This is a genomic window from Pseudomonas sp. LBUM1658, assembly GCF_059716055.1.
Window position 1 is genome coordinate 4473224 of the sequence record NZ_CP166798.1, and the last position, 26309, is coordinate 4499532.

Genomic DNA, 26309 nt, shown 5'->3' on the forward strand with positions numbered 1-26309 from the left:
GTTTATCCGCTGTTGTGCCGCGAACAGTTGCTGTCCGCTGCCCGGATCAAATCACCACGTTACGCACGAACCGCGTTGCCACCGGACCATCGTTGCGGTAGGAATGGGGTTGGTGACTGGCGTACATAAAGAATTCGCCGGCTTCAAGCGTGTGGGCCTGATCACCGAGCATCAGTGTCAGGCAGCCTTCGAACACGTAGAGCTGTTCGCTCCAGCCTTCGGCATCCGGCTCCGACAAGTACTGCTCACCGGGTTCCAGTCGCCACTCCCACAACTCGACTTCACGACTGGCTGTTGCCTTGGCCAGCAGCACCGCTTTGCTTCCGGGAATCAGCCCGGCCCAGGCCAGCTCGTTGATGCGGCTCGGGTCGCGGGCATCGGGGGCCTGGATCAGGTCACTGAAGGCAACGTCCAGGGCTTCGGCGACCCGATCCAGGGTGGTCAGGCTGACGTTCTTCTCGCCGGCTTCGATGGCCACCAGCATTCGCCGGCTGACCCCGGATTTTTCCGCCAGGGCAGTCTGGCTCAACTGCGCGGCATGCCGCAGGCGACGCACGTTTTGGCTGACGTGCTGCAGGACTGAAGCGCGTTGCGTAGGATCTTTGTGCATTATATTGCTCACTTTACGGATTTGCGCAGTATACTGCCCAGCTTCAGGCGCATTGTGCGTCGCCCTCAGGTAGCGCGCAAGGTCATGACGTCGGTGAAATCCCCCCAATCCTCTCCCCCGTTCTCTCGCTTCAGCAAAGCCGAATGCGTGCTGATGCTGATTACCATGATCTGGGGTGGGACATTTCTGCTGGTGCAGCACGCAATGACCGTCAGTGGCCCGATGTTTTTCGTTGGCCTGCGATTCGCGGCGGCGGCTGGCCTGGTCGCGTTGTTCTCGGCCCGCCATTTACGCAATCTGAGCCTGTTCGAGTTCAAGGCCGGGGCGTTCATCGGGGTGGCGATCATGCTCGGTTATGGTCTGCAGACCGTGGGGTTACAGACCATCCCCAGCAGTCAGTCGGCGTTCATTACCGCGCTCTACGTGCCTTTTGTACCGTTGCTGCAATGGCTGGTGCTCGGGCGGCGGCCGGGGTTGATGCCGAGTATCGGCATCATGCTGGCGTTCACCGGCCTGATGCTGCTCTCCGGCCCTGCCGGGGCCTCGTTGAATTTCAGCCCGGGGGAGATCGCCACACTGATCAGCGCCATCGCGATTGCCGCCGAAATAATCTTGATCAGCACCTATGCCGGGCAGGTCGATGTGCGCCGGGTAACCGTCGTACAGCTGGCCGTGACCTCGGTGCTGGCGTTCCTGATGGTGGTGCCGACTCAGGAAGCCATTCCTGAGTTTTCCTGGCTGCTGATGATCAGCGCCTTGGGCCTGGGCGCAGCCAGCGCGGCGATTCAGGTGGCGATGAACTGGGCGCAGAAAAGTGTCTCACCGACCCGTGCGACCCTGATCTATGCCGGTGAGCCGGTGTGGGCCGGGATCGTCGGGCGGATTGCCGGCGAACGGTTGCCGGCGATAGCCTTGCTGGGCGCCGGGTTGATCGTGGCGGCGGTGATCGTCAGTGAGTTGAAGACCAAGGGCAAGGGTGTGGTTGAAGTTGACGACGCATTGGGACGCGGGTAGGAGCTGCCGCAGGCTGCGATCTTTTCGCAGACAACCAAAATCCGATGCCGGCACATCGCTCTTCGAAACAATGAAAACCAGGCTTTTTCCGCCTACCTTGTAGGATCCTGCCACAGCTTGGCAGTTGGTGATCGGGGGCCCGGCACGTATGATTCGTCACCAAACCTGCGCATTTTAGAAGCCTATGTCCCTGATAGTTCTACTGCTTTTGCCTTTTATTGGCAGTTGTCTGGCGGCCGTGCTGCCGCACAACGCGCGTAACACCGAATCCCTGCTCGCCGGGCTGGTTGCGCTGATCGGCACCCTGCAAGTCGCCCTGCTCTACCCGCAAATCGCCGATGGCGGGGTGATTCGCGAAGAGTTTTTCTGGCTGCCCAGCCTGGGCTTGAATTTCGTCCTGCGCATGGACGGTTTCGCCTGGCTGTTTTCGCTGTTGGTGCTGGGCATCGGCACACTGGTGTCGCTGTACGCGCGTTATTACATGTCACCGGAAGATCCGGTGCCGCGCTTCTTTGCGTTTTTCCTGGCCTTCATGGGCGCCATGCTCGGGTTGGTGATCTCCGGCAACCTGATTCAAATCGTATTTTTCTGGGAACTGACCAGTCTGTTCTCGTTCCTGTTGATCGGCTATTGGCACCACCGCGCCGACGCTCGCCGCGGTGCCTATATGGCGCTGATGGTGACCGGCGCGGGTGGTTTGTGCCTGCTGGCGGGAGTCATGCTGCTCGGCCATGTCGTCGGCAGCTATGACCTGGACAAGGTGCTCGCCGCCGGTGAACTGATCCGGGCCCATGCCCTGTACCCGATCCTGCTGCCGCTGATCCTGATCGGCGCCTTGAGCAAAAGCGCGCAATTCCCCTTCCACTTCTGGCTGCCCCACGCCATGGCCGCACCGACACCGGTCTCGGCCTACCTGCACTCGGCAACCATGGTCAAGGCCGGGGTATTTCTGCTGGCACGGCTCTGGCCGTCCCTCGCCGGCAGCGAAGAATGGTTCTACATCGTCGGTGGCGCTGGTGCCTGCACTCTGTTGCTGGGCGCCTATTGCGCGATGTTCCAGAACGACCTCAAAGGCCTGCTGGCCTACTCGACCATCAGCCATCTGGGCCTGATCACCCTGTTGCTGGGGCTGAACAGTCCGCTGGCGGCAGTGGCGGCGGTGTTCCACATTCTCAACCACGCCACCTTCAAGGCCTCGCTGTTCATGGCCGCCGGCATCATCGACCATGAAAGCGGGACCCGCGATATCCGCAAACTCAGCGGTTTGATCCGGCTGATTCCGTTCACCGCCACCCTGGCGATGGTCGCCAGTGCCTCGATGGCTGGCGTGCCGCTGCTCAACGGCTTCCTGTCCAAAGAGATGTTCTTCGCCGAAACCGTGTTCATTTCCGCCACTGCCTGGGTCGAAATGAGCCTGCCGGTGATCGCGACTATTGCCGGCACGTTTAGCGTCGCCTATTCCCTGCGCTTCACCGTCGACGTGTTCTTCGGTCCGACCGCCACTGACCTGCCGCACACCCCGCACGAACCGCCACGCTGGATGCGCGCGCCGGTCGAGTTGCTGGTGTTCACCTGCCTGGTGGTGGGGATTTTCCCTTCCCAGGTGGTCGGCCCGCTGCTGGCGGCCGCGGCCTTGCCGGTGGTCGGCACTCTGCCCGAGTACAGCCTGGCGATCTGGCACGGCTGGAACGCACCGATGATCATGAGCCTGATCGCCATGTCCGGCGGCATCCTGCTCTATCTGTTGTTGCGCAAGCAGCTCAAGCGCGGGCGGTTCAAGTACCCGCCGATCATCGGCCACTTCAATGGCAAGCGGATGTTCGAACGCAGCCTGGTGGTGATGATGCGCCTGGCCCGGCGCATCGAACGGCGGCTCAGCACCAAGCGCCTGCAAAGCCAATTGTTCCTGCTGATAGTGGCGGCCGTGCTCGCCGGGCTGATCCCGATGCTCCACAGCAGCCTGAGCTGGGGCGACCGGCCGAAGATTCCGGGCTCGATCGTTTTTGTCACCCTCTGGCTGCTGGCGATTGCCTGCGCCCTCGGCGCCGCCTGGCAAGCCAAGTATCACCGGCTCGCGGCCCTGACCATGGTCAGCGTCTGCGGCTTGATGACCTGCGTGACCTTCGTCTGGTTCTCCGCGCCAGACCTGGCCCTGACCCAACTGGTGGTCGAGGTGGTGACCACGGTGCTGATCCTGCTGGGTTTGCGCTGGTTGCCACGGCGGATCGAAGACGTCTCGCCGTTGCCCGGCACCCTGCGCAAAGCGCGGGTGCGCCGCCTGCGCGACTTGCTTTTATCAGCCCTGGTCGGTGGCGGCATGGCGCTGTTGTCCTACGCCATGCTGACCCGGCAGACCCCCAACTATATCTCCTCGTTCTACCTCAGCCGCGCCTTGCCCGAAGGCGGTGGCAGCAACGTGGTGAATGTGATGCTGGTGGACTTCCGTGGCTTCGATACCCTCGGCGAAGTCACTGTGCTGGCGGTGGTGGCCTTGACCGTATTCGCCCTGCTGCGACGCTTCCGCCCGCCCAAGGAAAGCATGCAGTTGCCGGCTCAACAGCGGTTGCTGGCGCCCGACGTGGTGACCGATCTGGTCAACCCGCGCCAGGCCAGCGACACCGCCCTGGGCTTTATGATGGTTCCGGCGGTGCTGGTGCGGCTGTTGCTGCCGATTGCCATGGTGGTGTCGTTCTACCTGTTCATGCGCGGGCATAACCAGCCGGGCGGCGGTTTTGTCGCCGGGCTGGTTATGTCGGTGGCGTTCATCCTGCAATACATGGTCGCCGGCACCCAGTGGGTCGAAGCGCAAATGAGCCTGCGGCCGGTACGCTGGATGGGCACCGGGCTGCTGTTCGCCACTGTCACCGGGCTGGGGGCGATGGCCGTCGGTTATCCGTTCCTGACCACCCACACCTGGCATTTCGAGCTGCCGATAATCGGTGACATCCACATCGCCAGTGCACTGTTCTTCGATGTCGGTGTGTACGCCGTGGTGGTGGGTTCGACGCTGCTGATCCTCACGGCGCTGGCGCACCAATCGGTGCGTGGCCATAAACCGAGCAGCCAGCCCAAACCCGTTGTCCAGCAAGGAGCAGTCGTCTGATGGAAGAAGTCATCGCAATTGCCATTGGAGTCCTGGCCGCCTCGGGAGTCTGGCTGCTACTACGGCCACGGACCTTCCAGGTGGTGATGGGGCTGTGCCTGCTGTCCTACGGGGTCAACCTGTTCATTTTCAGCATGGGCAGCCTGTTTATCGGCAAGGAGCCGATCATCAAGGACGGCGTCCCCCAGGATCTGCTGCACTACACCGACCCGCTGCCCCAGGCCCTGGTACTGACCGCTATCGTCATCAGTTTCGCCATGACCGCCCTGTTCCTGGTGGTGCTGCTGGCATCCCGCGGCCTGACCGGTACCGACCATGTGGATGGCCGGGAGCCTAAGGAATGAGCTGGATGCCCCATCTGATCGCTGCGCCGATTCTGCTGCCGTTGCTGACGGCGGCTCTGATGATGATGCTCGGGGAAAAACGTCGACCGCTCAAGGCGCGGATCAACCTGTTCTCTAGCCTGCTCGGCCTGGGGATCTCGCTCCTGCTGTTGCAGTGGACCCAGCAAACAGATGTGCCCGGCTCGATCGGCGTCTACCTGCCCGGCAACTGGCAAGTGCCCTTTGGCATCGTGCTGGTGGTCGATCGCCTGTCGGCCTTGATGCTGGTACTGACCGGAATCATCGGCGTCTGTGCCCTGCTGTTCGCCATGGCCCGCTGGGACGGTGCCGGCTCGAGTTTCCACGCGCTGTTCCAGATCCAGCTGATGGGCCTTTACGGCGCTTTCCTGACGGCCGACCTGTTCAACCTGTTCGTATTCTTCGAAGTGCTGCTGGCGGCCTCCTACGGCTTGATTCTCCATGGTTCCGGGCGGGCGCGGGTGTCGTCGGGGCTGCATTACATTTCGATCAACCTGCTGGCCTCGTCGCTGTTCCTGATTGGCGCGGCGCTGATCTATGGAGTCACCGGCACCCTGAACATGGCCGACCTGGCGCTGAAGATCCCGCTGGTACCGGAAGCCGATCGCGGCCTGCTGCACGCCGGTGCGGCGATCCTCGCCGTGGCATTCCTGGCCAAGGCCGGCATGTGGCCGCTGAATTTCTGGCTGGTGCCGGCCTACTCCGCGGCCAGCGCGCCCGTGGCGGCGATGTTCGCGATCATGACCAAGGTCGGCGTGTACACCTTGCTGCGCTTGTGGACCCTGCTGTTTTCCGGGCAAGCCGGTGCTTCGGCATACTTCGGTGGTGACTGGCTGATCTACGGCGGCATGGCGACGATCGTCTGCGCGGCGTTGGCGATTCTCTCCGCGCAACGGCTGGAGCGCATGGCCAGCCTGAGCATTCTGGTCTCGGCAGGCATCCTGCTGTCGGCCGTCGGCTTCGCCCAGCCGAGCCTCACCGCCGGTGCGTTGTTCTATCTGGTCAGCTCGACCCTGGCCTTGAGCGCACTGTTCCTGCTGGCGGAACTGATCGAGCGTTCGCGTACGGCCATTGAAGTGCCGCTGGACTATGAGGGCGAGATCCTGCCGCGCCCCCGGGAATCCTTGCAGCCACCCAAAGGCACCAACCTGGATGACGAACAGAAAACCGTGGTCGGCCAGCTGATTCCCTGGACCATGGCCTTTCTCGGCTTGAGTTTCATTGCCTGCGCCCTGTTGATCATCGGCATGCCGCCACTGTCGGGGTTTATTGGCAAACTGAGTTTACTCAGCGCCCTGATCAACCCCGCGGGCCTGGGCAACGCTGCAGACCAGCCCCTCTCGACTGCCGCCTGGGGCTTGCTGGCATTGCTGATCCTCTCCGGACTGGCTTCGCTGATCGCCTTCTCGCGCTTGGGCATCCAGCGCTTCTGGACCTCCGAGGAGCGCCCGTCGCCGCTGCTGCGGCGCCTGGAGTGTGCGCCGATCTTCGCGCTGCTGGGCCTGAGCATCCTGCTGACCTTCAAGGCCGAACCGCTGCTGCGTTACACCCAGGCCGCCGCCGATACCCTGAATAACCCGCAGCACTACGTCATGGCGGTGCTCGGTACGCGCGCCGTGCCGAGCCCGGAAGCCAAGGCAGCGCTATTGGAGGTGCAACCATGAAGCGTCTGTTCCCTTCACCCTGGCTGTCGCTGGCGCTCTGGTTGTTGTGGCTGGCGCTGAACCTGTCGATGAGCCCCGGCAACCTGCTACTTGGCGCCCTGCTCGGGTTTGCCGCACCGCTGATGCTGAAACCGCTACGCCCGCTGCCGATCCGCATTCGCCGGCCCTGGGTGATTGTGCGGTTGTTTTTGCTGGTCGGTCGCGACGTGCTGGTGTCCAACCTGGTCGTCGCCTGGGGCGTGCTGAACGCCGGACGCCGGGCACCGCGCTCGCGGTTCGTCAAGGTGCCGCTGGACCTGCGCGATGCCAATGGCCTGGCCGCGCTGTCGATGATCACCACGGTGATTCCCGGCACAGTCTGGTCGGAGCTGGCGCTGGACCGCAGCGTGTTGCTGCTGCATGTATTCGATCTGGATGACGACGCGCAATTCATCCAGCACTTCAAGGCGACTTATGAGCGCCCGTTGATGGAGATCTTCGAATGAGCGCCCTGCTGTCGAATGCGATTCTGCTGAGTCTGTTCATCTTTTCCGTGGCCATGGTCCTGACCCTGGTCCGCCTGTTCAAAGGCCCGTCGGCCCAGGACCGGGTGCTGGCCCTGGACTACCTGTACATTCTTGCCATGCTGATGATGCTGGTGCTGGGTATCCGTTATTCCAGTGATACCTACTTCGAAGCCGCGTTGCTGATCGCCTTGCTGGGTTTTGTCGGCTCGTTCGCCCTGGCGAAATTCCTTCTGCGCGGCGAGGTGATCGAATGAACGAGATCAGCCAACTGTCCCTGTGGATCGAGGTCCCTGTGGCCTTCCTGCTGGTGCTCGGCAGCGTGTTTGCGCTGATTGGCGCTTTCGGTCTGGTGCGGATGAAGGACTACTTCCAGCGCATGCACCCACCAGCCCTGGCCTCGACATTGGGCGCCTGGTGCGTGGCACTGGCCTCGATCATCTATTTCTCGGGCCTCAAGTCGAGCCCGGTGCTGCACGCCTGGCTGATCCCGATCCTGCTGTCGATCACCATGCCGGTGACCACCTTGCTGCTGGCGCGGGCGGCGTTGTTCCGTAAGCGCATGTCGGGGGATGATGTGCCGGCGGAGGTGAGTAGTCGGCGGTCTGAGGGTGGGAGCTGAGGGGGTCTGAAGGATGTGTGTCATCTGACAGTCCGCTATCGCGAGCAGGCTCGCTCCCACAGGTCAGCACTCTTAGTCAGTTCCTGCATCTTCAGTAGTGTTAAAGTGCCACCCCATGAAACTCGCGCGTACCGACCGTTCACTGATTGCCTGGATGCTTTACTGCTGCGTCCTGTTCAATGTGTTCGCCTGCAGTATCGGTCATGGGCAAATGGTCGGCATGCAGCTCAATGGCGTCGGCGGCCAGTTCTGTACGGTTGACCCGCTCACCCAGGCGCCGGCCCAATCGAACCCCAACGAAGAAAAACTGCCGACCCTGACCAAGGCCTTCGGCTGTCCGCTGTGTTCCACCGGCGGCATGGGTCCGGCATTCAATTCCAGCCTGACCCTGGCGCTCCTGCCGCAGCAACACAGTCCGCCGCTGGCGCTGCTGTCCAGCGCTGATATCCCTGCCCGCTCCCTCTGGCCGACGGCCAACCCTCGCGCCCCTCCTGTCGCTTAAGTCTTTCGCCTTTTCTTGATCCCCCGGCTCGCTAACGCGTAACGCGTGGCGTTGGCCTGTGGGCTGTTTTCCATGACAAGACTTCAGGATCACCGATGAAACTCTTTCCCCTGCTCGCAGGCCTGTTCGGCTGCCTGTCCGCTACTACCTGGGCGCAAACCGCCATTGAGCTGGCGCCGACCACCATTGGCGGCGCTGAACCGCAGTTCACTCCCGGCCTGAGCCTGGACCAATCCAGCGGCATGGCTTCGCGTCTGGGTTTGAGCGTTCGCGAAACCCCGGCCTCGATCGCCGTGGCCAATCGCAACGATATCGAGCGCCACGGCGCGCAGAATTTCCAGGATGCCGCCAACACCCTGCCCGGGGTGAATGCCAGCGCACCGCCGGGGTTTGGCGGTTTCGTCTCCTATCGCGGCTTCACCAGCAGCCAGATCACCCAGATGTTCAATGGAGTGAATGTCTCCGGCGGTCTCGCACGTCCGGTGGATGCCTGGATCTATGACCGGGTGGAACTGGTGGGCGGCCCATCGTCGCTGATCAATGGCGCCGGTTCCGTCGGCGGTTCGCTGAACTACATCACCAAACTCGCGACCCGCCAGGAGCAAGCGGCTGAGGGCCGAATCAGCTATGGCACCTACGACACCAGCGAGGTCGCGTTCGGCCTCAATCATGCCCTAAGCGACGTCAGCTCGGACGTACAGCACTACGCGCGGCTGGACGTCAGTCGTAATGCCAGCAACGGCTATATCGACCGCCAGGAGCGCGACTCCTGGAGTGCCGCGTTCTCCTTGCTCAGCGACCTGAGCCCCGACCTGTCCCACACCCTGGCCCTGGAATATCAGGACGAACATGAAGACAGCCCCTATTGGGGCACGCCGGTACTGAACCCCAAGCGCGGCGAGTTGAAGATCGATAAACACAACCGCTTCAACAACTACAACGTCGAGGACGGCCGTTATGAACAACGGACAATCTGGGTCCGCTCGATCATCGACTACCGCATCAACGACAGCACCAGCCTGCGCAACACCCTCTACCACCTGGACAGCCAGCGCGATTACCGCAACCTGGAAACCTACCAGTACAACGCCGATAACAGCCTGGTAAACCGTTCGACCGCCTATCAGGTGCGCCATCAGGGCGAGCAGAACGGCAACCAGTTCGAGTTGCGTCACGACAATAGCCTGTTCGGCCTCGACACCACCTGGTCCGGCGGTTTCGAGTACAAGGTCAACCGCACCACCAACTCGCCGCTGAATGTCAAAGGCCCGAGCACCGTCGACCCGGACCACTACAACCCCGGACATTTCTATGACATCCCAGGGACCAAATCGGGCTTCGTCAGCGACAAGACCAATGAAGTCACGACCCGGGCGATTTTCGCCGAGAATCGCCTGGCCCTCACCGACAAACTGTCGCTGTTGACCGGCCTGCGCTACGACGACATCGACCTCGAGGTCACCAACCATCGCGAAGTGACTGCCAGCAATCCGCGCCACCTCGACCGTAGCTGGGAGCCGCTGACGGGCCGGGCTGGCCTGACCTACCAGTTCATTCCGAACGCCAATGTGTATGTGCAATACAGCACCGCCGCCGAGCAACCGGGCGGCACCCAGGATTTCGATATTTCTACCGGCAGGCAATGGGAGGTGGGCAGCAAGTTCGACTACCTGGACGGTCGCGGCTCGGCGACGCTGGCCGCTTACAAGATCGAGCGCAAGGATTTCGCGGTGACCGATCCGCTGGACCCGACCCAAAGCATCCCGGTCGGTCAGCAGACTTCCAAAGGCATCGAGCTTGCGGGCTCCTTCAGAATCACCCCGAAGCTGCTGGCCGAAGGCAACTTCGCCTGGGTCGATGCCGAGTACGACGAATTCAATGAGAAAAATGCCGCGGGGGTGGCCGTTTCACGTAAAGGCAATACACCGACCAACGTTCCGCAACGGGTCGGCAATCTGTGGCTGACCTATGATTTTGCCCCAGCCTGGCAAGGCGGCGTCGATGCGCGTTATGTCGCGTCGGTGTATGCCGACAACGCCAATACCCTGACATTGCCGTCGTACACTTTGTACGGGACCTTCCTCCGCTTCAAGGTGGACCGGCACACCACCGTGACTGGCCGGGTACGCAACCTCACCAATGAGGTGTACGCCGAATTCGCCCATGTTTCGCCGGCGTACTACCTGGGGACGCCACGGACATTCGAGCTGGCGGTGCAGACCCGGTTTTGAGTGAGTCAAAAGCTTCGCGGGCAAGCCTGCTCCCATAAGGTGAGACACAAGACCACAGTTGATCGCCCGACCATGGATTTCTGTTAACCCTTCCTTATTTCAAAGCCGCAGAAACCTTGTCCGCCACATCCTTGGGCAACCACGCCCGCCACACATCTGGATGGGCCTTCATAAAGGCTTCGGCCGCCTGGCGTGGGGCGGTGTGTTTTTCGCTCATCTCGGCCAATGCCTTGTTCAAGGGATCGATCGGAAAATCGACCTTGGTGAAGAACTCCGCCAGTTGCGGGAATTGCTTCTGGAACGGCGTGGACACGCCAATCGACAGTTTCGACGGCAGCGAACGGGTGGGTTTTGGATTTGGGTTATCGGCGTCGGTCAGGGTTTTCCAGGCCTCGGCGTCGAAGGGCGGCTCTTCCAGTTGAATCAGCTTGAAACGCCCGAGTAATGGCGTGGGTGACCAATAATAGAACAGGACCGGTTTACCCCGCCGGATCGACGAACTGATTTCCGCATCCAGCGCCGCACCGGAGCCGCTGCGAAAATTCACATAGCTGTCGGTCAGGCCATAGGCCTTGAGCTTCTGCGCGTTGACCACTTCCGAGGTCCAGCCGATCGGGCTGTTGAGAAAGCGCCCCTTGCCAGGCGTTTCCGGATCACTGAAGACATCCTTGTAACGCGGTAGATCGGCCACGCTGCGCAAGCCCGGCGCCATGGGCTTGATCCCTTTGGCCGGATCACCCTTGATCACATACTCGGGAACCCACCACCCTTCGGTCGCACCTTTGACGGTATCGCCCAGGCTCACCACCTTGCCCTCGGCCTCGGCCTTGACCCACACCGGGCTGCGCCCCGCCCACTCTTCACCGATGACCTGGATGTCATTGTTGGCCAGCGCGGTTTCCAGGGTGATGGTGGTGCCCGGTAGTGTATCGGTGGGCAGTCCATAACCCTTCTCGACAATAATCCGCAGGATGTCGGTGATCAGGCTGCCGCTTTCCCAGTTGAGGTCGGCAAAATGAATCGGCGCCTGGGCCGCGGCTGCCGGGATGGACGCAGTCAACAAACACAGAGTGGCCAACGTGCTGGCCAGCAGCACTCGAAACCCTTTCATGCTTATGCACCTCGTGCTTTTCACGGCAATAACAGGATGATCTTCCTGAGGAAGACCGCGAGCCTCTGGTAGTTCAGTCAACTGACTGTAGTAGAGGTTCCTGCTTTCGAGGCATGTCGGTTATTTTTCACCGGTTTCCTGCAAGCGCTTCAATTCACGTCGCACCATGCTGGCGTATTCGGCCGGGTGCACGTTGTAGATCTGCGAAGCCACCCAACCCAACCAGGCGCCTTGCATAACGGCCTTTTGTTCGAAAAGCCGAAAGGCTAGCGCATGAGCACTCTCGAGGTTCTGCTCATGGAAATCGGCGCGGCTCAGCGTCATTACTCGCTGGCCTTGAACGTCAGTTCGCCCTTGCGCCACTTCGCCGCTTTAGCGGTGACTGCTTTCAAGATCTTGGCCAGTCCGCCTTGCAGTTGTTCGTTGGCGGCAAACACCGTCAACACGGTTTGCCCTTCCTTGAACAGGATGGCGTGGCCATCGGCCGTGGTGACAAACGCATATTCACCCAGACCATAAACCGTGAGCTTGATCTCGCGAAACTTGATTTCGAACTTGCCACCTTCACGGCTGGGCAATACTGCAGCGCGGAAGTGGTCACCCACCTTGAGTTCCAGGCGCGGTTTATCATCGACGACCAATGCCGTTTCGGTATCGATCTCGGCGATGTAGATACCTTCAGCGGTCTGTTCGGTGATGTAGACGAAACGTGATTGAAATTGTTTGACCAGCTTTGCGCGCAAATCACCGAGCACGAACAAAGCATGCATATCGAGATTACTTACTGCCAAGGAAACGTCCCCGAATCTAAGAATGACTCTGCCTGCATGAAACACAGACAGCACAAAAAACGCCTGAGTCGGCACTGACACAACAATGACTGACACTCAGATCCCTGAACAGAGATGAACACTGCTCCAACATACAACAGGCCAAGAATAGTGGAGCAACACTGGCGCTGCCTATCCATGCCATCGTCAGACCTTGAAGGAAATCGCCCTTCTAATGGCCAGAGAATACTGGACTATCAACTTCAAGGAAAAAACTCTTTTAAAAAAGCACTTTTCTGACATATCGCCAGAAAAAAAATGCTTTAGATACACCTATACCTCCAGCGCTGGTAGTGATTCTAGAGCAGCCATGCTCATTGAGACCACAAATAGCGTCGGTCAGACGTCGGTAAAACCATAGAAAGGGACTTCCTATGCATACACCTCCATCCTTCGCCCAGGACTCGGGCACTTTCGCAAACTGCCTGGCACCACTGCGCGCCACGCCATTCTACCCACTGGAGCCAGGCCCTGAATACCTGCCTTTGCTGCGTTTCCAGGTAGTACTCGCAGGCAAGAACTTTTTTCACATCAAAGAAACCGCCACCGGACGCGTCAGAGGATTTCGCCGCAACCACAACGAAGCCTGCGCTCTGGCGAAGACCCTGGAGAGGAATAGCTGACACCCCGACCAGCGTTTGCCGGTGTAATCGTTTCGTCACTCCGATGACTTAACTCAGCCACCGGCAGGCAACAACTGCCATACTGGCCCGATCACTGAAAGTCAGCCTGCCGGGCTGTGCTTCAAAAGTACAATAACCTCCATGGGAAGGCGTTACGTGACGGAATTTGATATAGGTGAATTTTTCATCCATGGCGAGTCCAGGGAAGTCGAAGGCGAGTTTCAGGCAGTCATCGTGATGCGTGCCAAACCGCCCTTGACCACTGTGACCTACCATCAGGTCGAAAAGGACCGCTGGTTCAAGACTTCGGACGTTGCCGAAAAAGCAGCCAAAGACGCGGCCAAGTCGCTGAAAGTTGCCGTCGATGAAGGCGCATTGAACGCTTGATCGATCTGCCTTGCGCCAGTCACCCGCGCGAATTCCATGGCGACCATGGCCTTGTTCCAGGTCTGAGCTAGCCTTGAGGGCATGATCGACACTTCAGCCTGAGGCTGGCTCTGCTGCCAATCGAACTCTTGGCGTCAGTCTTCCCTCAGATACAGTGTGGCAATGAGACCTCAACCCTCGAACCCTTGGGTTGCCAATCGGGAAGGAGATGACCATGGATTCGCCGACACATGATTTGACAGGACTGTTCGATCAGTTGGGTCTGGATTCCAACCAGAAGGCTATCGACGATTTCATTGCCAGCCACTCGCCGCTGGCCAACGATAAAAAACTGATAGACGCTGAATTCTGGTCACCCCAGCAGGCGGCTTTTCTGAAAGAACAGCTGCGCGAAGATGCCGATTGGGCACGAGTGGTCGACGATCTGAACCTGCGCATGCATCAAAGGCACTAACGCAGCATTCAATGCAGGCTGTCAGGCTTTTCGACATTCAGTTGAGCCAGCCAGGCAGCCCTGCACTCCTCGGCTTCATCGCGACTGCAGAACGCGGTACCGCGTCGCTCGCCATTGAGCAGCACGACCCAGCAGACACTTTGGCCCAGCGCCCGCAGCGTGGCAGGCACCCCGCTACCAATCATTACCGCAATATCGACTTTGCTTTGCATGAGCACTTCCCGAGCATTTCATTAGCTGCCTAACAATGTCGGCATGTTAATGATTTACCGGGTAGGGAAAAAGCTATCGCCCTGCATAGGTTATTTGCATCAGGTGTAACAATCATCTCCTCAGTGGCGTGGAGCGCTCTCAGGCTTGTAGCCCAACCGCAAACCACCCCAATGCCGCCCCTTGAGCATGATCGGCACCGAAAGGTCGTGCATCAACTCGCCAGTGTCGCGGGTGTAGGTCTGCAGCAACACCGGCTGTTGGTGGCTGCCACAGCGGATCCCGGTTCGGTCGGCAAATTTTCGCTTGGTGCGGTTATGCAGCGTATCGACTTGCGCATTACCGGTCAGCGGCTGGCTGAATATCTTGTTGTGGGTCGGCACGTAACCCTGTTGGGTGCAGGCAATGGCAAACACCAGGCCTTCATGACGCGCCAGCAATGGCTCCTGGATCGCCGGCAACACTTGGTCGGCGTAACGATCGAAACGGGTCTGGAATTTTGCCGGGCTGGTTTTGGGGATCGCCTGATAGTTGCGATCGAACAGATCTTCCAGGCTGACACGGCCCTGATCGATATCCGCTTCGAACTGCGCGGCAATCTGGCCAACACCTTCCAGGGCCAGGTCATAGATGCGCTGGTGATAGTCGTCCAGCCCTACTGCAGCGAGGCGTTCGCTGATGGATTCGGCCTGGCCTTCCATCTGCACCGCCGCCTCGGCCAGGCTGCGGGTCTGTTGATCGCTGACCGCCAGGTCGCTGCGCATCTGCTCGACGGCATGGAACAGGCTGTCGAGCTGTTCGCGATTGGTATCTGCGCCCTTGGCGATGTCACTTACCTGGCTCTCCACTCCCGCCGCCAGCCGGGCAATAGTCTGCAGCGATTGGCCGGTGTGCTCCACCTGCTCGACGCCGGTGTTCAGGTCGCTGGACAGCTGGCGGATCTGTTCCACCACCTGCGCCGTGCGCTGCTGAATATCGGCGACCATCACCCCGACTTCCTCGGTAGCCGTGGCCGTGCGCCCGGCCAGGCCGCGAACTTCGTCGGCAACCACGGCGAAACCGCGGCCGTGTTCGCCGGCACGCGCCGCTTCAATAGCCGCGTTCAGCGCCAACAGGTTGGTCTGGCTGGCGATCGACTGAATCACCAGGGTCACCCGCTGAATCTCTTCACTGCGCAGACTCAGGGCTTCGATCATCTGACGACTGTCATTGGCGCGCTGGCTGAGCTGATGCATGCGGGTTATGGACTCGGCGAGCACCGTGCGTCCTTCGATACTGCTCTGATGGGCCTCACTGGCCGCGCTGAGCGCTTGCCGACTGAGTTGCGAAGTGGCTTGTTCGGTGCCGATCATCACTTCGGCGCTGCTGACGATCCGCGCCGCGGCATCCAGTTGCGACTGCACCCTGGCGGCCAGTTGCTTGACCGAATAGGCCACGCCGGCGGCGGACAAGGCGTTATGACTGGTGGTATAGGACAGGTCGCGGGTCAACTCGGCGATGGCGCTGGAAGAGTCCGCAACTGTTGTATCGATAACGGGGCGCGAGCGCAGGCGAGGCAGCCAGATGGTCAATACCGCCAGCGGCAGGCAAAGGTAAAGCGACCAGCCACCAAACGCCATGCCACCGAGCACCAGCATCAGGGCGATGCTTTGCAATGTGGGCGCCAGCCAGCGTGCCGGGCCGGGCGACGCCGCAGAGTGCGGCGTCGCGCCAACCAGAGATCCGTCGCTCGTCATGTTCGTCACCCCACTGCTGCTTCTATTTATTTTGTCGGCATTAGACGCCACTACCGGGCCATTATCTATGGTCCCTTAGTCGTGGGGTTGCAGCAGATCAATAGAAGTGTGGAATGAAACGCTGGACCTGTGGCAAGGGGGCAAGCTTGCCCCTGTAGGAGCGAGCTTGCTCGCTCCTACAGGGCGGCACGTTTATTCAGAAAACACGCGTTATCGTTAACGTCCATCGCGAGCAAACGGAACGCCGCCCGGCTGCTCCTACAGAGGCGCAGGTTTATCAGGCCTGACGCTGGTGCTTGTCGATTTGCTCATGACGCTCTTGAGCTTCGATGCAGTACTTGGTGGTCGGGCTGATCAGCAGGCGTTTCAGGCCGATGGCCTCGCCGCTGTCGTCGCACCAGCCGAAGGTGTCTTCAGCGATACGGCCCAGGGCCATTTCCAGTTGCGGCAGCATGCGCTGGTCACGATCGATGACATTGACCAGCCAGTGGCGCTCTTCTTCGACGGAAGCGGCATCGGCCGGATCAGCCGGGGTGTCCAGACTTTCAATGGCAATGCGGCTCTGCTCGATACGCGCGTGGGTTTCGACCTTCATGGCCTGCAGCAGCTTTGTGAAGAAAGCCAGTTGCTCGGCGTTCATGTAGTCATCCGCCGGCATGGCCAGCAACTTTTCCTTTGTCATTGATTTCTCTATAAAAAATACGTGCATTAAGGCGAATAAGGGAGCGTTCCAGTCGACCGGTTCAGATCGTCGGAAAGGCGCCATACATTCCAAGCGCCACCCGGCACTCAATTTACGAGGGGCGGCAGTCTAAGGCCGACTTGAGGGCTCAGCAACTGAAATGACAGCGAATTTGTCCAACAAAGCTTGAAAGTGCCCTATGGCAGGCTTTACGAATGTGCATTTGAGTGTGTTTATAACAAGAAATTCAATCAAGTGGTGCTATATAGAAAGACAAACGGCTACGCCACGCGGGTCAGGCGTGGCGTTTTTTTGCATCGCTGAAGGGTTCCCGTCGGGTTGACTACCGGCTTTCAGCGCTTGAGTTTGCGCTTGTTGCGGTATTGGTCGATGACCACCGCGACCACAATGATCATGCCCTTGATGATGTCCTGGATGTAAGCATCGACCCCGACGAAGGTGAAGCCACTGGCCATGACCCCGAGGATCAGCGCGCCGATCACCGTGCCGGTGATGCGCCCTACTCCGCCGGCCAGGCTGGTACCGCCGATCACCGCTGCGGCAATCGCGTCCAGCTCGTAGGACATGCCCATCCCGGCCTGCCCGGTCGCGGCACGGGCCGAAGCCACCACCCCGGCCAACCCGGCCAGCAGCCCGGCAATGCTGTAGACGATCACCAGGTGGCGCTTGACGTTGATCCCCGAGGTGCGCGCCGCCTGCATGTTGCCGCCGATGGCGTAGGTGTACTTGCCGTACTTGGTGTAGCGCAGGGCGATATGGAAGATCACCGCCACCACCAGGAAGATGATCACCGGCATCGCACCGTGACCGATGGCCGTGTACGAGTCGGAGAGCATGCTCACCGGCTGGCCTTCGGTGTAGTAACGCGCCAGGCCACGGGCCGAGACCATCATGCCGAGGGTGGCAATAAAGGGTGGAATCCCTGTGATGGCGATGATGCTGCCGTTGATCGCCCCCGCCAGCAGTCCGACCCCGAGCCCGACTATCACCGGAATCCACACCGGCAGGTCAGTCAGCGAGGGAAATACCGCTCGGGTAAAGTCCGAGGTCTGCGCCAGGCTCGCGGCGATCATTGCCGACAATGCCAGCACCGAGCCGGACGACAGGTCGATACCGGTGGTGATGATGACCTGGGTCACGCCGATTGCCAGCAGGCCGATGATCGACACTTGCAGAATCATCAGCACCAGACGCTGCGAGTTCATCAAGAAGCTTTGGTCGCGAACGATCCAGCCAAACACTTCGAAGACCAGCCCGATGCCGATCAGCACCAGGAAAATGCTCAATTCGGTGGGGAACCGCCGGCGCGTCTTGGCCTGAGCTGCCGTGGGTTTGTTTTCCAGTATCGCGTTGTTCATAGCCACTCACCCTTCTATAGCGTTGCCAGCGACCAGTACCCTGGTCGCTAACAGAAATCGTTTAAATGCATTGAATCGTCAATGAACCGCGGACATTCCGGAAGCCAGTTGCATGACCCGTTCCTGAGTCGCCTCGCTGCGATCGAGGGTGCCCATCAGGTCGCCCTCGTGCATGACCATCACCCGGTCGCTCATGCCCAGCACTTCCGGCAATTCCGAGGAAATCATGATCACTGCCATGCCTTCGCTGGCGAGGTAGGAAATCAGCCGGTAGATCTCGGCCTTGGCACCGACGTCGATGCCGCGGGTCGGCTCGTCGAGAATCAGGATCCGTGGATTGGTCATCAGCCAGCGGGCCAACAGGGCCTTCTGCTGATTGCCTCCGGACAAGGTGTCGATGCACTGCTCCAGCGACGGGGTTTTCACCCGCAACTTCTTGCACATGTCTTCGCACAGGGCGCGCAGGGCTTTCTGCTGGATAAAACCGTTGCCGACGTAGTGCGGCAGCACGGCCATTTCCATGTTTTCCAGCACTGACAGGCAGGGGAACAGGCCGCTGAGCTTGCGATCCTCGGTCAACAGCGCAAACCCCTTTTCGATGGCCATGTGCGGGTCGCTGATGCGCACCGGCTGACCGTCGAGCTCGATTTCGCCACCGTCGCTTGGAGTAATACCGAAAATCGCTTCGGCGACGTTGGTCCGCCCCGAGCCCATCAACCCGGCGATGCCGAGGATCTCGCCGGCATGCAAGTCGAACGACACGCCCTTGAAGATCCCGTCCAGACGCAGGTCGCGCACCGACAGCAACAGATCGCCGATCGGTTTTTCGCGCTCCGGGAACAACTGGCTCAGCTCACGGCCGACCATCATCGAGATCAGGCTGTCACCGTCCATGCTGTCGGCCCGTTGCAGGCCGATGTAGGCGCCGTCACGGAACACCGCCACTTCATCGGCGATGCTGAACACTTCATTCATTTTATGGGTGATATAGATGATGCCCTTACCCTGGGCCTTGAGGTCGGCAATAATCGAGAACAGGTGGGCGACTTCCTTGTCGGTAATCGCCGAAGTCGGTTCGTCCATGATCAGAATGTCGGAGTCGTAGGACACCGCCTTGGCGATCTCGACCATCTGCCGTTCGGCGATGCTCAGATTGCCGACCTGCTCCTCAGGGTCGAGGTTGATCCGCAGTCGCTCCAGCAGTTTTGCCGTGCAGCGATGCATTTCCCGGTGGTCGATCATGTGGAAACCGTTGAGCTGCTCGCGGCCGATCCAGATGTTCTCGGCGATGCTCATGTGCGGCATCAGGTTGAGTTCCTGGTGGATCATCGCGATCCCGGCCTGCAACGCCGCCAGCGGCGTGTCAAAGGTCACCGGTTTGCCGCGTAGCCGCAGCTCGCCGGCGTCCGGCTGGTAGATGCCGGCGATGATTTTCATCAGGGTCGATTTACCGGCGCCGTTCTCGCCCATCAGGGCCAGCACGGAACCGGGACGCACCCGCAGTTGCACATCGGACAGGGCCACCACACCGGGAAAACCTTTGCTGACGTTGATGATTTCCAGCAGGTACGGCTCATCGACAGGAGTGGCGGTAGGCTGGTTACCCACCAACGGGGTGCTCGAAGCAGTCGCTGAAGCGAACATGATCAGGTACTCCATCAGCAAGGCCGCCTTGGCCACCTTGCGTGCTTATTGTTGTTATTGAACGGATCGGCTATTTGAACTGATCGACGTTTTCCGGGGTGATCAAGCGGTAAGGCACCCACACCGCCTGGTCTACCGGCTCGTTCTTGGCCATTTTCACCGCAGCGTCGATGGACCCTACAGCCTGGCCTTTGGCATCCTGGAACACCGACACCGCCAGATCGCCTTTCTTCACTGCGCGCAAGCCGTCGGGCGTACCGTCGACGCCGGCGATCAGCACACTGCCCTTCTCGACACCGGCCTGCTTCAGGGCCATGGCCGCGCCGATGGCCATCTCGTCGTTATTGGAGACGATGGCGTCAAATTTACGACCTTGGGTCAGCCAGTCGTTTACCAGGGTCATGCCTCTATCGCGCGACCAGATGCCGGTCTGTTCCTGGTCGATCTTGATGTCCGGGTATTTGGCCAGCACCTCTTTGACGCCTTTGGTGCGATTGGTGGTGGAGTTGTTGGCCAGGTCGCCGAGCAGAATCACAATGTCGCCCTTGCCATTGAGTTTCTCGGCCAGGTACTGCATCTGCATCTCGCCGGCTTCGAGGTCGTTGGAAGCCACGGTGATAACACCCTTGGGCAGCTTCAGGTCATCCGGGCGGCGGTTGACATAAATCAGCGGAATCCCGGCACTGACCGCAGCTTCGGTGATCTTTCTGGTCGCTGCGGTATCCACCGGATTGACCACGATGGCATCGACCTTCTGGCTGATGAAGCTTTCCACCTGGCTCAGCTGCCTGACCACGTCGCTGCGAGCGTCTTCGAATTGCAGCGTCACGCCGTCGGGCATGGATTTGGCTTTCTGGTCCATGGATTCACGCAGGTAAGTCAGCCAGGTGTCATCGTATTGCGACATACTCACGCCGATCTTCAGATCAGCGAACGCCGCGCCACTAGCAAGCATCAGCGACAAGGCAAGTGAGGCAAAACGGGTCTTGGTCTTCATGAAAGTCTGTCTCCACATTCTTGTTGGTTTTATGGATAAGGCGTTGGACCGGGATCAGTTGGCCTGCGTCGGCAAACGCACGATGGGTGCGCCGGCAATGCAGCACACCAAGGCGCCCTTGCGCTCGACGCACAGGAGTCTGGAAAGGGAAAGGGGCAAGGAACGATACGAGCCGCGAAACAGATCGCGGAACAGGTGGAGCGCGGTAGGTAAAACTCGCAGAGCAGTGCTGAAGGTTTTCATCGACGGTACCTGTTTGTTTTTGTTGGTTCGTCCTCTGCTGCTTCAAGTGACTCGAGGCAGATCGGACGCTGATGTCGGCAACCTGGAAATGACTTTATTGGAAAATAATTTCTATATCAACTCATTTTAGAATTTTATTCTAATTCTGTTCCATCGCTGAAAACCGCGCTCAGCTCGACCACTTGCTGGCGTTGCGCACTGAGTCGCGCCGCGTCCAGCACACGGGTGGTTTCAAGTGCATCACGGGGGTCGACCGGCAGTGGGCCAGCGCTCTGCAACGCCGTTTGCAGCCGCAAATAGAATTGCTGCCAGCAGCCGCGCTCGGAAGGAATCCGTTCGCGCTCCTCGCCTTGTTCGAACCAGCCCCAGCGTCGGTGCTCCTCAACGCCCCAGCGCTCTCCCTCGGATTTGGGCGACAGACCGGCCAACGCTGCAGCCTCCTGCCCGTCCAGCCCCTCGACGGTGTAGCAACCTGCCGTGCCATTGACCCGAAATCGCGGTGCCGGGCTGTTTTGCAGGCAACTGCCCGACAGATGTGAAATCACCCCGTTGGCATGGGTCAGGGAAACGAAAAAGCCGTCATCGAACGCCTGCCCTTGATTGGCGTACTGCAGCTCGGCGTAGACCCGTGCCACCGGCCCGAACAGTTGCAAGGCCTGATCCACCAGATGGCTGCCCAGATCACGCAGAAAACCGCCGCCGTTGCCATTGCCCACCGACTGCGGGGCAAAGCGTTCGACCCGTGATTCGAAGCGGGTCACCCGCCCCAGGGCACCGGCCTCGATCAGTTTGCGTACAGTGAGAAAATCCGAATCCCAACGGCGGTTCTGATAGACGCTCAGCGGGATTTTTTGCCGTTCGGCAGCGGCGATCAGGGCGGCCGCCTGCTGCGCGTCGGCGGCAAAGGGTTTGTCACTGACCACTGCCACCCCGTGGCCGATGGCTTCGAGCAGTAGCGCCTGGCGGCCCGGCAGAGGAGTCGAAACCACCAGCACATCGACCCCGGCTTCGACCAACTGGCCAATAGTGTCGAAGGCCGGTACGCCCGGGTAATCCTTTGCCAGGCATTGGCGTCGCTCGGCCGAACGCGTCACCACGCCGACAAAAGTCGCGGCGGGCAGGCTGCTGATCAGCGGAGCATGAAAAAAACGGCCGCCATGGCCGTAACCGACAAGTCCGATACGCATAAAGAGCTTCCTCAAATATGTGGCATTTCTGGCGGGCGACCTGTAGGAGCTGCCGCAGGCTGCGATCTTTTGATCTTGTTGTTCCTGGAAGCATCTCAGTCGGATGCAAGATTGTCAGGATCAAAAGATCGCAGCCTTCGGCAGCTCCTACAGGGGCAGCTCCCACAAGGTTCGATGCAGGCTAGATAATTTATAGGCAAAGCTCGCGCGTCACCCGCTCCAGCATCATCCGGTTGGACTCATCCGGCCGGTCTTCCCAGGCGAACACCGAGACCGTGGCGATGCCGTCGAACTTGAGCTCGCGCAAGGTGCTGAAAAACGCCTCCCAGTCCACTTCGCCCTGACCGATATCCAGGTGCTGGTGCACAGTGGCGGTTACGCCAGGCGGGTTGACGATGTAGCGCAGGCCCGACGAGGCCTTGTGGTTATAGGTGTCGGCGATGATCAGGTGGGTGAGTTTTTCGCCGGCGTACTTGAGCATCGAGGCGATGTCGCCTTTGCCGTCGTCGTAGAAGAAGGTGTGAGGCGCGGCGTAGAGGTAGTTGATCCAGTCGCGATCCAGGCCACGAATGATGTCCACCGACTCGTTGTTGCGCTCGCAGAAGTCATAGGGATGGGCCTGGATATCCAGTTTGATGCCTTCGCGTTCGAACACCGGCATCAGTTCGTCCATGGAGCGCATGAACTGGTTCTCGCAGACCAGCGGATTATCCGACTGGCCGGTGAATTCGGTGTTGACCAGTTCGCAGTCCATCTCCACGGCAATCTGGATCGCGCGCTTCCAGTTGCGCAAGGCGGCCTGGCGCAAGCCTTCGTCGGCAGCGGCCCAGTGGTACATCGGCAACAGCGAGGAGAGTTGCACCCCGGTGTCGCTCAAGGCTTTGCGAAATTCCTTGATCCGCGCCCGGTCGACCCGCGGCGCCTTGTAGAACGGCAGGAAATCTTCCCGCGGAGACAGTTCGATGTGTTGGTAACCGAGCTCGGCGACCTTGTCGACCATCTTGCCCAGGGACAGGTTGCGGTACATGTAGGGGTCTAGTGCGATGCGCATTGTTGTTCTCCTTCGCCAGCGACTGGCGCTGCTTTTGTAGGAGCTGGCGAAGCCTGCGATCTTTTGATCTTTTCGGCGAGCAACCTGTTGTCTGGGCGGACGCCAAAATCAAAAGATCGCAGCCTGCGGCAGCTCCTACAGGGGGATGTGTTTAGCCGTAGAAATGGGGGCGGTCAGGGAGTGCGACTTTGACGATCGCTCCGCTGTCTTGTGCCTCGACGCACGCATCCGCCGCCACTGCCGCCGCAAACCCATCCCAAGCCGACGGCCCGCCGACTTGCCCGGCGCGCACGCCGTCGATAAAGGCCTGCAGCTCGACGTCATAGGCGGCGATAAAACGATCCTTCCAGTCCATCAAGATCGCATTGGAAAGCTTGGCGCCGCTGCGCAGTTGCACTTGGGACGGCTCAGGCAGCTTGGCAATGCCAGTCTCCCCGACCACTTCGCACTGGATGTCATACCCGTACTGGCAGTTGACGAAAATCTCGACGTCGATGCGCGTGCCCCTGACGGTTTCCAGCAGGACGATCTGCGGGTCTTTCAAGTGGGCGTGGGCCTTGCTGGTCTTGCGCGGGAACACCACCTGCACCGACACATAGTCATCGGCCAGCAACCAGCGCAATACATCCAGTTCATGGATCAGCGTGTCGGTGATCGCCATGTCGGTCTTGTAGTTCTCCCCCACTGTCGGGTTGCGGTGAGCGCAATGCAGCATCAACGGCTCGCCGATCTGACCACTGTCGATCACCGCCTTAAGTGCCTGGTAACCCTGATCGTAGGGGCGCATGAACCCGACCTGCACCAGCCGCTTGCCATGGGCTACTTCGGCTTCGACTATCTTGCGGCAGCCTTCGGCGGTCACCGCCAGCGGCTTCTCGCAGAACACCGGCTTGCCGGCAGCAATCGCGGCGAGCACGAACTCTTCATGGCTCGGGCCCCAGGACGTGACCAGTATCGCCTCGACCTCCGGCGCGTTGATCAGCGCATGGCCATCGGGGTAGACCTCGGCGGTCAGTTTCAAGTCGGCGACGACCTTGGCCGCCTGCTCGAGATTAATGTCGGTCACCGCCACCACCTGGCTGTTGAGCAGGGTCTGGCTGCAACGACGGATATGGTCCTGACCGATGGCACCGGTGCCGATGACGCCGACCCGCAACGAATTAAAAAGCAAAGACATCTCTGTTCTCCCGTTGGAATTTTTTATTTGCAGAGCAATCAGTACTGACGGGCCTTGGCCAGTCGTTCATTCAGGGTATTCGCCACCGCATCGGTGCGCGCGCTGGTGGAGACTTGCGCCACGCCGACGCGCCACCAGGACAGGTATTTGTGGATCATGGTTTTTGGCAGAACCTTGATATCGATCAGCGTCGACACCGTCTGCAAACGCGCATCGGCCAGCGCTGCTTGCAGCTCTTCGACCGTGTTTACTTTGTAGGTTTTGCAGCCGTAAGCCGCCGCGCTCATGGCGAAATCCACCGGCACGAAACCGCCATCGAGTTTGCCGGTTTGCGGGTTGCGGAAACGGAACTCGGTGCCGAAGCTGTCCATGCCGTGTTCCATCTGCAGATTGTTGATGCAGCCGAAGGTCATGTTGTCGAGCAGGATCACATTGATCTTGCGTCGCTCCTGAATCGAGGTGACCAGCTCCGAGTGCAGCATCAGGTAAGAGCCATCGCCGACCAGTGCATAGACCTCGCGCTCAGGCTCGGCGAGTTTTACCCCCAGCGCGGCATTCACCTCGTAGCCCATGCAGGAATAACCGTACTCGACGTGATAGCTGTTCACGCCCTTGCTGCGCCAGCTGCGCTGCAAATCCCCCGGCAGGCTGCCGGCTGCAGCGACGATCACCGCATCACTCGGCAAGCTTTCGTTGAGCACGCCGAGCACCCGGCTCTGGGTCAGGCAGGAACCGGTCAGCTCGATGAATTCGCGCAGCACCGCCGGGTCCATGTGGTCGTTGATTTCCGGGACGAAATTCTCGGTCTGGTATTCGACCTGATAAACCCGGTCGACCTCGGCGTCCAGTTGCGCCTTGGCCTCCCTCGGTTGATCGCCCCAGGCGGAGCGATATCCGGTGCGCGCCAAGGCAGCGGACAAGGCTTCCAGTCCGGACCTGGCGTCTGCCAGCAGTTGCACGCCGTCGAGTTTCAGTGCATCGCAGGGGCTGATGTTCAGGTTGAGGAATTCCACTGCGGGATGCTGGAACAGCGATTTCGACGAAGTGGTGAAGTCGGTGTAGCGGGTGCCGATGCCGATGATCAGATCAGCTTCCCGCGCCAGCAGATTCGCCGCCAGGCAACCGGTTTCGCCAATGCCGCCAACATTCAGCGGGTGAGCTGAAACCACCGCGCTTTTGCCGGCCTGGGTTTCCGCGAAAGGAATATCGAACCGCTCGGCAAACGCCTGCAACACCGCGTTGGCCCCGGAGTATTTGACTCCGCCACCGCAGATGATCAAGGGTTTGCGCTTGCCTTTGAGCAAGGCCAGGGCATCGCCGAGCATCGCTTCGGTGGCCAGGCGGCGGTCGATGCGGTGTACGCGTTTTTGCAGGAAGTAATCGGGATAGTCGTAGGCTTCGCCCTGCACGTCCTGGGGCAACGCCAGGGTTACCGCGCCGGTTTCCGCCGGGTCGGTGAGCACGCGCATGGCGTGGATCGCCGCGCTCATCAACTGCTCGGGGCGGTTGATGCGATCCCAGTATTTGCTCACGGCCTTGAAGGCATCGTTGGTGCTGATGCTCAGGTCGTGAAATTGTTCGATCTGTTGCAGCACCGGGTCCGGTTGGCGACTGGCGTAGACATCGCCGGGCAACAGCAACAATGGAATCCGGTTGGCAGTCGCAGTGGCCGCGGCGGTCAGCATATTCGCCGCGCCAGGGCCGACTGATGAGGTACAGGCGTAGATCTTGCGCCGCAGGTGTTGCTTGGCGAAACCGATAGCCGCGTGGGCCATGCCCTGTTCGTTGCGGCCCTGATGCACCACCAGGTCGCCGCTGTCCTGCTCCAGTGCCTGGCCGAGGCCCAACACATTGCCGTGACCGAAAATGGTAAAGATCCCGGCGACGAATTTGCTCTGTACCCCATCCACCTCGACGTACTGGTTATCGAGGAATTTCACCAGGGCCTGGGCCATGGTCAGTCGTGTAGTAGTCATGCTTGCACCTT

The 26309-nt window shown here is 60.1% G+C and carries 27 protein-coding genes; 12 read left to right on the forward strand and 15 right to left on the reverse strand.

Annotated elements, in window-relative coordinates; all coding sequences use genetic code 11:
* Window positions 1-46: 46 nt before the first annotated feature.
* A complete protein-coding gene (locus ACA064_RS20675) occupies window positions 47-610 on the reverse strand; it encodes a helix-turn-helix domain-containing protein (protein ID WP_497669781.1) in 564 nt (187 codons plus the stop codon).
* Here ACA064_RS20675 and ACA064_RS20680 point away from each other — a divergent pair.
* The 9 genes from ACA064_RS20680 to ACA064_RS20720 all read left to right on the forward strand — a co-directional run bounded on the left by ACA064_RS20680 (window position 605) and on the right by ACA064_RS20720 (window position 10611).
* Window positions 605-1624, forward strand: a complete 1020-nt coding sequence (locus ACA064_RS20680) for a DMT family transporter (protein ID WP_497669782.1) — start codon at window positions 605-607, stop codon at window positions 1622-1624. The two genes, ACA064_RS20675 and ACA064_RS20680, sit on opposite strands and share 6 nt — an antisense overlap.
* Window positions 1625-1808: 184 nt before the next feature.
* Window positions 1809-4727, forward strand: coding sequence for a monovalent cation/H+ antiporter subunit A (locus ACA064_RS20685; RefSeq protein ID WP_497669783.1), 2919 nt, complete (start codon window positions 1809-1811; stop codon window positions 4725-4727).
* On the forward strand, window positions 4727-5071 hold the full coding sequence (locus ACA064_RS20690; protein WP_023968969.1) for a Na+/H+ antiporter subunit C: 345 nt from the start codon (window positions 4727-4729) through the stop codon (window positions 5069-5071). Before ACA064_RS20685 ends, ACA064_RS20690 begins: the two co-directional genes overlap by 1 nt.
* Window positions 5068-6753, forward strand: a complete 1686-nt coding sequence (locus tag ACA064_RS20695; RefSeq protein WP_497669784.1) for a monovalent cation/H+ antiporter subunit D — start codon at window positions 5068-5070, stop codon at window positions 6751-6753. Before ACA064_RS20690 ends, ACA064_RS20695 begins: the two co-directional genes overlap by 4 nt.
* Window positions 6750-7238 (forward strand): Na+/H+ antiporter subunit E, encoded by a 489-nt coding sequence (locus tag ACA064_RS20700; protein WP_497669785.1) that lies wholly within the window; start codon window positions 6750-6752, stop codon window positions 7236-7238. The genes ACA064_RS20695 and ACA064_RS20700 overlap by 4 nt, the downstream gene beginning before the upstream one ends.
* Window positions 7235-7513: a K+/H+ antiporter subunit F gene (locus ACA064_RS20705; protein WP_497669786.1), complete on the forward strand. Its 279-nt coding sequence runs from the start codon at window positions 7235-7237 to the stop codon at window positions 7511-7513. Before ACA064_RS20700 ends, ACA064_RS20705 begins: the two co-directional genes overlap by 4 nt.
* A complete protein-coding gene (locus ACA064_RS20710) occupies window positions 7510-7878 on the forward strand; it encodes a Na+/H+ antiporter subunit G (protein WP_497669787.1) in 369 nt (122 codons plus the stop codon). Before ACA064_RS20705 ends, ACA064_RS20710 begins: the two co-directional genes overlap by 4 nt.
* A 115-nt stretch (window positions 7879-7993) precedes the next feature.
* Complete coding sequence (locus ACA064_RS20715) at window positions 7994-8380, forward strand: DUF2946 domain-containing protein (RefSeq protein ID WP_497669788.1); 387 nt, start codon at window positions 7994-7996, stop codon at window positions 8378-8380.
* Window positions 8381-8475: 95 nt separating this feature from the next.
* Window positions 8476-10611 carry a TonB-dependent receptor gene (locus ACA064_RS20720; protein WP_497669789.1) on the forward strand — a complete coding sequence of 712 codons (2136 nt, stop codon included), beginning with the start codon at window positions 8476-8478 and terminating at the stop codon, window positions 10609-10611.
* 94 nt (window positions 10612-10705) lie between these two features.
* On the opposite strand, the gene ACA064_RS20725 is transcribed toward ACA064_RS20720, so the two are convergent.
* The 3 genes from ACA064_RS20725 to ACA064_RS20735 form a co-directional block, all read right to left on the reverse strand.
* Window positions 10706-11722, reverse strand: a complete 1017-nt coding sequence (locus tag ACA064_RS20725) for an ABC transporter substrate-binding protein (RefSeq protein ID WP_497669790.1) — start codon at window positions 11720-11722, stop codon at window positions 10706-10708.
* 120 nt (window positions 11723-11842) lie between these two features.
* Window positions 11843-12046, reverse strand: coding sequence for a hypothetical protein (locus tag ACA064_RS20730; protein WP_497669791.1), 204 nt, complete (start codon window positions 12044-12046; stop codon window positions 11843-11845).
* Window positions 12046-12492, reverse strand: a complete 447-nt coding sequence (locus ACA064_RS20735) for a hypothetical protein (RefSeq protein ID WP_497669792.1) — start codon at window positions 12490-12492, stop codon at window positions 12046-12048. Before ACA064_RS20735 ends, ACA064_RS20730 begins: the two co-directional genes overlap by 1 nt.
* Window positions 12493-12926: 434 nt before the next feature.
* Here ACA064_RS20735 and ACA064_RS20740 point away from each other — a divergent pair, with 434 nt between their 5' ends.
* The 3 genes from ACA064_RS20740 to ACA064_RS20750 all read left to right on the forward strand — a co-directional run bounded on the left by ACA064_RS20740 (window position 12927) and on the right by ACA064_RS20750 (window position 14016).
* Window positions 12927-13175, forward strand: a complete 249-nt coding sequence (locus ACA064_RS20740) for a hypothetical protein (RefSeq protein ID WP_497669793.1) — start codon at window positions 12927-12929, stop codon at window positions 13173-13175.
* A gap of 156 nt (window positions 13176-13331) precedes the next feature.
* On the forward strand, window positions 13332-13562 hold the full coding sequence (locus ACA064_RS20745; protein WP_150644334.1) for a hypothetical protein: 231 nt from the start codon (window positions 13332-13334) through the stop codon (window positions 13560-13562).
* 214 nt (window positions 13563-13776) lie between these two features.
* Entirely contained in the window at window positions 13777-14016 is a 240-nt protein-coding gene (locus ACA064_RS20750) for a DUF2789 domain-containing protein (protein WP_150644313.1), read from the forward strand.
* 8 nt (window positions 14017-14024) lie between these two features.
* On the opposite strand, the gene ACA064_RS20755 is transcribed toward ACA064_RS20750, so the two are convergent.
* The 11 genes from ACA064_RS20755 to iolD all read right to left on the reverse strand — a co-directional run bounded on the left by ACA064_RS20755 (window position 14025) and on the right by iolD (window position 26298).
* Window positions 14025-14228, reverse strand: a complete 204-nt coding sequence (locus ACA064_RS20755; RefSeq protein WP_497669794.1) for a hypothetical protein — start codon at window positions 14226-14228, stop codon at window positions 14025-14027.
* A 120-nt stretch (window positions 14229-14348) separates the two neighbouring features.
* Window positions 14349-15962, reverse strand: a complete 1614-nt coding sequence (locus ACA064_RS20760) for a methyl-accepting chemotaxis protein (RefSeq protein WP_497669795.1) — start codon at window positions 15960-15962, stop codon at window positions 14349-14351.
* Window positions 15963-16239: 277 nt separating this feature from the next.
* Entirely contained in the window at window positions 16240-16644 is a 405-nt protein-coding gene (locus tag ACA064_RS20765; protein ID WP_497669796.1) for a TraR/DksA family transcriptional regulator, read from the reverse strand.
* A gap of 353 nt (window positions 16645-16997) precedes the next feature.
* Complete coding sequence (locus ACA064_RS20770; protein WP_497669797.1) at window positions 16998-18023, reverse strand: ABC transporter permease; 1026 nt, start codon at window positions 18021-18023, stop codon at window positions 16998-17000.
* 78 nt (window positions 18024-18101) lie between these two features.
* Window positions 18102-19667: a sugar ABC transporter ATP-binding protein gene (locus ACA064_RS20775; RefSeq protein ID WP_497669798.1), complete on the reverse strand. Its 1566-nt coding sequence runs from the start codon at window positions 19665-19667 to the stop codon at window positions 18102-18104.
* Window positions 19668-19737: 70 nt separating this feature from the next.
* Window positions 19738-20664, reverse strand: a complete 927-nt coding sequence (locus tag ACA064_RS20780) for a sugar ABC transporter substrate-binding protein (protein WP_497669799.1) — start codon at window positions 20662-20664, stop codon at window positions 19738-19740.
* A gap of 54 nt (window positions 20665-20718) precedes the next feature.
* Entirely contained in the window at window positions 20719-20907 is a 189-nt protein-coding gene (locus ACA064_RS20785; RefSeq protein ID WP_497669800.1) for a hypothetical protein, read from the reverse strand.
* 134 nt (window positions 20908-21041) lie between these two features.
* Window positions 21042-22094, reverse strand: a complete 1053-nt coding sequence (locus tag ACA064_RS20790) for a Gfo/Idh/MocA family protein (RefSeq protein WP_497669801.1) — start codon at window positions 22092-22094, stop codon at window positions 21042-21044.
* A gap of 190 nt (window positions 22095-22284) precedes the next feature.
* Window positions 22285-23145 (reverse strand): sugar phosphate isomerase/epimerase family protein, encoded by an 861-nt coding sequence (locus tag ACA064_RS20795; protein WP_497669802.1) that lies wholly within the window; start codon window positions 23143-23145, stop codon window positions 22285-22287.
* Between the two features lie 151 nt (window positions 23146-23296).
* Window positions 23297-24322, reverse strand: a complete 1026-nt coding sequence (gene iolG, locus ACA064_RS20800; RefSeq protein ID WP_497669803.1) for a bifunctional inositol 2-dehydrogenase/D-chiro-inositol 1-dehydrogenase — start codon at window positions 24320-24322, stop codon at window positions 23297-23299.
* Between the two features lie 38 nt (window positions 24323-24360).
* Window positions 24361-26298: a 3D-(3,5/4)-trihydroxycyclohexane-1,2-dione acylhydrolase (decyclizing) gene (iolD, locus tag ACA064_RS20805; protein WP_497669804.1), complete on the reverse strand. Its 1938-nt coding sequence runs from the start codon at window positions 26296-26298 to the stop codon at window positions 24361-24363.
* Window positions 26299-26309 lie beyond the last annotated feature (11 nt).

Coding starts and splice junctions, on each gene's coding strand:
- ACA064_RS20675 (WP_497669781.1), bottom strand. CDS start 610: ATGCACAAAGATCCTACGCAACGCGCTTCAGTCCTGCAGCACGTCAGC.
- ACA064_RS20685 (WP_497669783.1), top strand. CDS start 1,809: ATGTCCCTGATAGTTCTACTGCTTTTGCCTTTTATTGGCAGTTGTCTG.
- ACA064_RS20690 (WP_023968969.1), top strand. CDS start 4,727: ATGGAAGAAGTCATCGCAATTGCCATTGGAGTCCTGGCCGCCTCGGGA.
- ACA064_RS20695 (WP_497669784.1), top strand. CDS start 5,068: ATGAGCTGGATGCCCCATCTGATCGCTGCGCCGATTCTGCTGCCGTTG.
- ACA064_RS20700 (WP_497669785.1), top strand. CDS start 6,750: ATGAAGCGTCTGTTCCCTTCACCCTGGCTGTCGCTGGCGCTCTGGTTG.
- ACA064_RS20705 (WP_497669786.1), top strand. CDS start 7,235: ATGAGCGCCCTGCTGTCGAATGCGATTCTGCTGAGTCTGTTCATCTTT.
- ACA064_RS20710 (WP_497669787.1), top strand. CDS start 7,510: ATGAACGAGATCAGCCAACTGTCCCTGTGGATCGAGGTCCCTGTGGCC.
- ACA064_RS20715 (WP_497669788.1), top strand. CDS start 7,994: ATGAAACTCGCGCGTACCGACCGTTCACTGATTGCCTGGATGCTTTAC.
- ACA064_RS20720 (WP_497669789.1), top strand. CDS start 8,476: ATGAAACTCTTTCCCCTGCTCGCAGGCCTGTTCGGCTGCCTGTCCGCT.
- ACA064_RS20725 (WP_497669790.1), bottom strand. CDS start 11,722: ATGAAAGGGTTTCGAGTGCTGCTGGCCAGCACGTTGGCCACTCTGTGT.
- ACA064_RS20730 (WP_497669791.1), bottom strand. CDS start 12,046: ATGACGCTGAGCCGCGCCGATTTCCATGAGCAGAACCTCGAGAGTGCT.
- ACA064_RS20735 (WP_497669792.1), bottom strand. CDS start 12,492: ATGCATGCTTTGTTCGTGCTCGGTGATTTGCGCGCAAAGCTGGTCAAA.
- ACA064_RS20740 (WP_497669793.1), top strand. CDS start 12,927: ATGCATACACCTCCATCCTTCGCCCAGGACTCGGGCACTTTCGCAAAC.
- ACA064_RS20750 (WP_150644313.1), top strand. CDS start 13,777: ATGGATTCGCCGACACATGATTTGACAGGACTGTTCGATCAGTTGGGT.
- ACA064_RS20755 (WP_497669794.1), bottom strand. CDS start 14,228: ATGCAAAGCAAAGTCGATATTGCGGTAATGATTGGTAGCGGGGTGCCT.
- ACA064_RS20760 (WP_497669795.1), bottom strand. CDS start 15,962: ATGACGAGCGACGGATCTCTGGTTGGCGCGACGCCGCACTCTGCGGCG.
- ACA064_RS20765 (WP_497669796.1), bottom strand. CDS start 16,644: ATGACAAAGGAAAAGTTGCTGGCCATGCCGGCGGATGACTACATGAAC.
- ACA064_RS20770 (WP_497669797.1), bottom strand. CDS start 18,023: ATGAACAACGCGATACTGGAAAACAAACCCACGGCAGCTCAGGCCAAG.
- ACA064_RS20775 (WP_497669798.1), bottom strand. CDS start 19,667: ATGTTCGCTTCAGCGACTGCTTCGAGCACCCCGTTGGTGGGTAACCAG.
- ACA064_RS20780 (WP_497669799.1), bottom strand. CDS start 20,664: ATGAAGACCAAGACCCGTTTTGCCTCACTTGCCTTGTCGCTGATGCTT.
- ACA064_RS20785 (WP_497669800.1), bottom strand. CDS start 20,907: ATGAAAACCTTCAGCACTGCTCTGCGAGTTTTACCTACCGCGCTCCAC.
- ACA064_RS20790 (WP_497669801.1), bottom strand. CDS start 22,094: ATGCGTATCGGACTTGTCGGTTACGGCCATGGCGGCCGTTTTTTTCAT.
- ACA064_RS20795 (WP_497669802.1), bottom strand. CDS start 23,145: ATGCGCATCGCACTAGACCCCTACATGTACCGCAACCTGTCCCTGGGC.
- iolG (WP_497669803.1), bottom strand. CDS start 24,322: ATGTCTTTGCTTTTTAATTCGTTGCGGGTCGGCGTCATCGGCACCGGT.
- iolD (WP_497669804.1), bottom strand. CDS start 26,298: ATGACTACTACACGACTGACCATGGCCCAGGCCCTGGTGAAATTCCTC.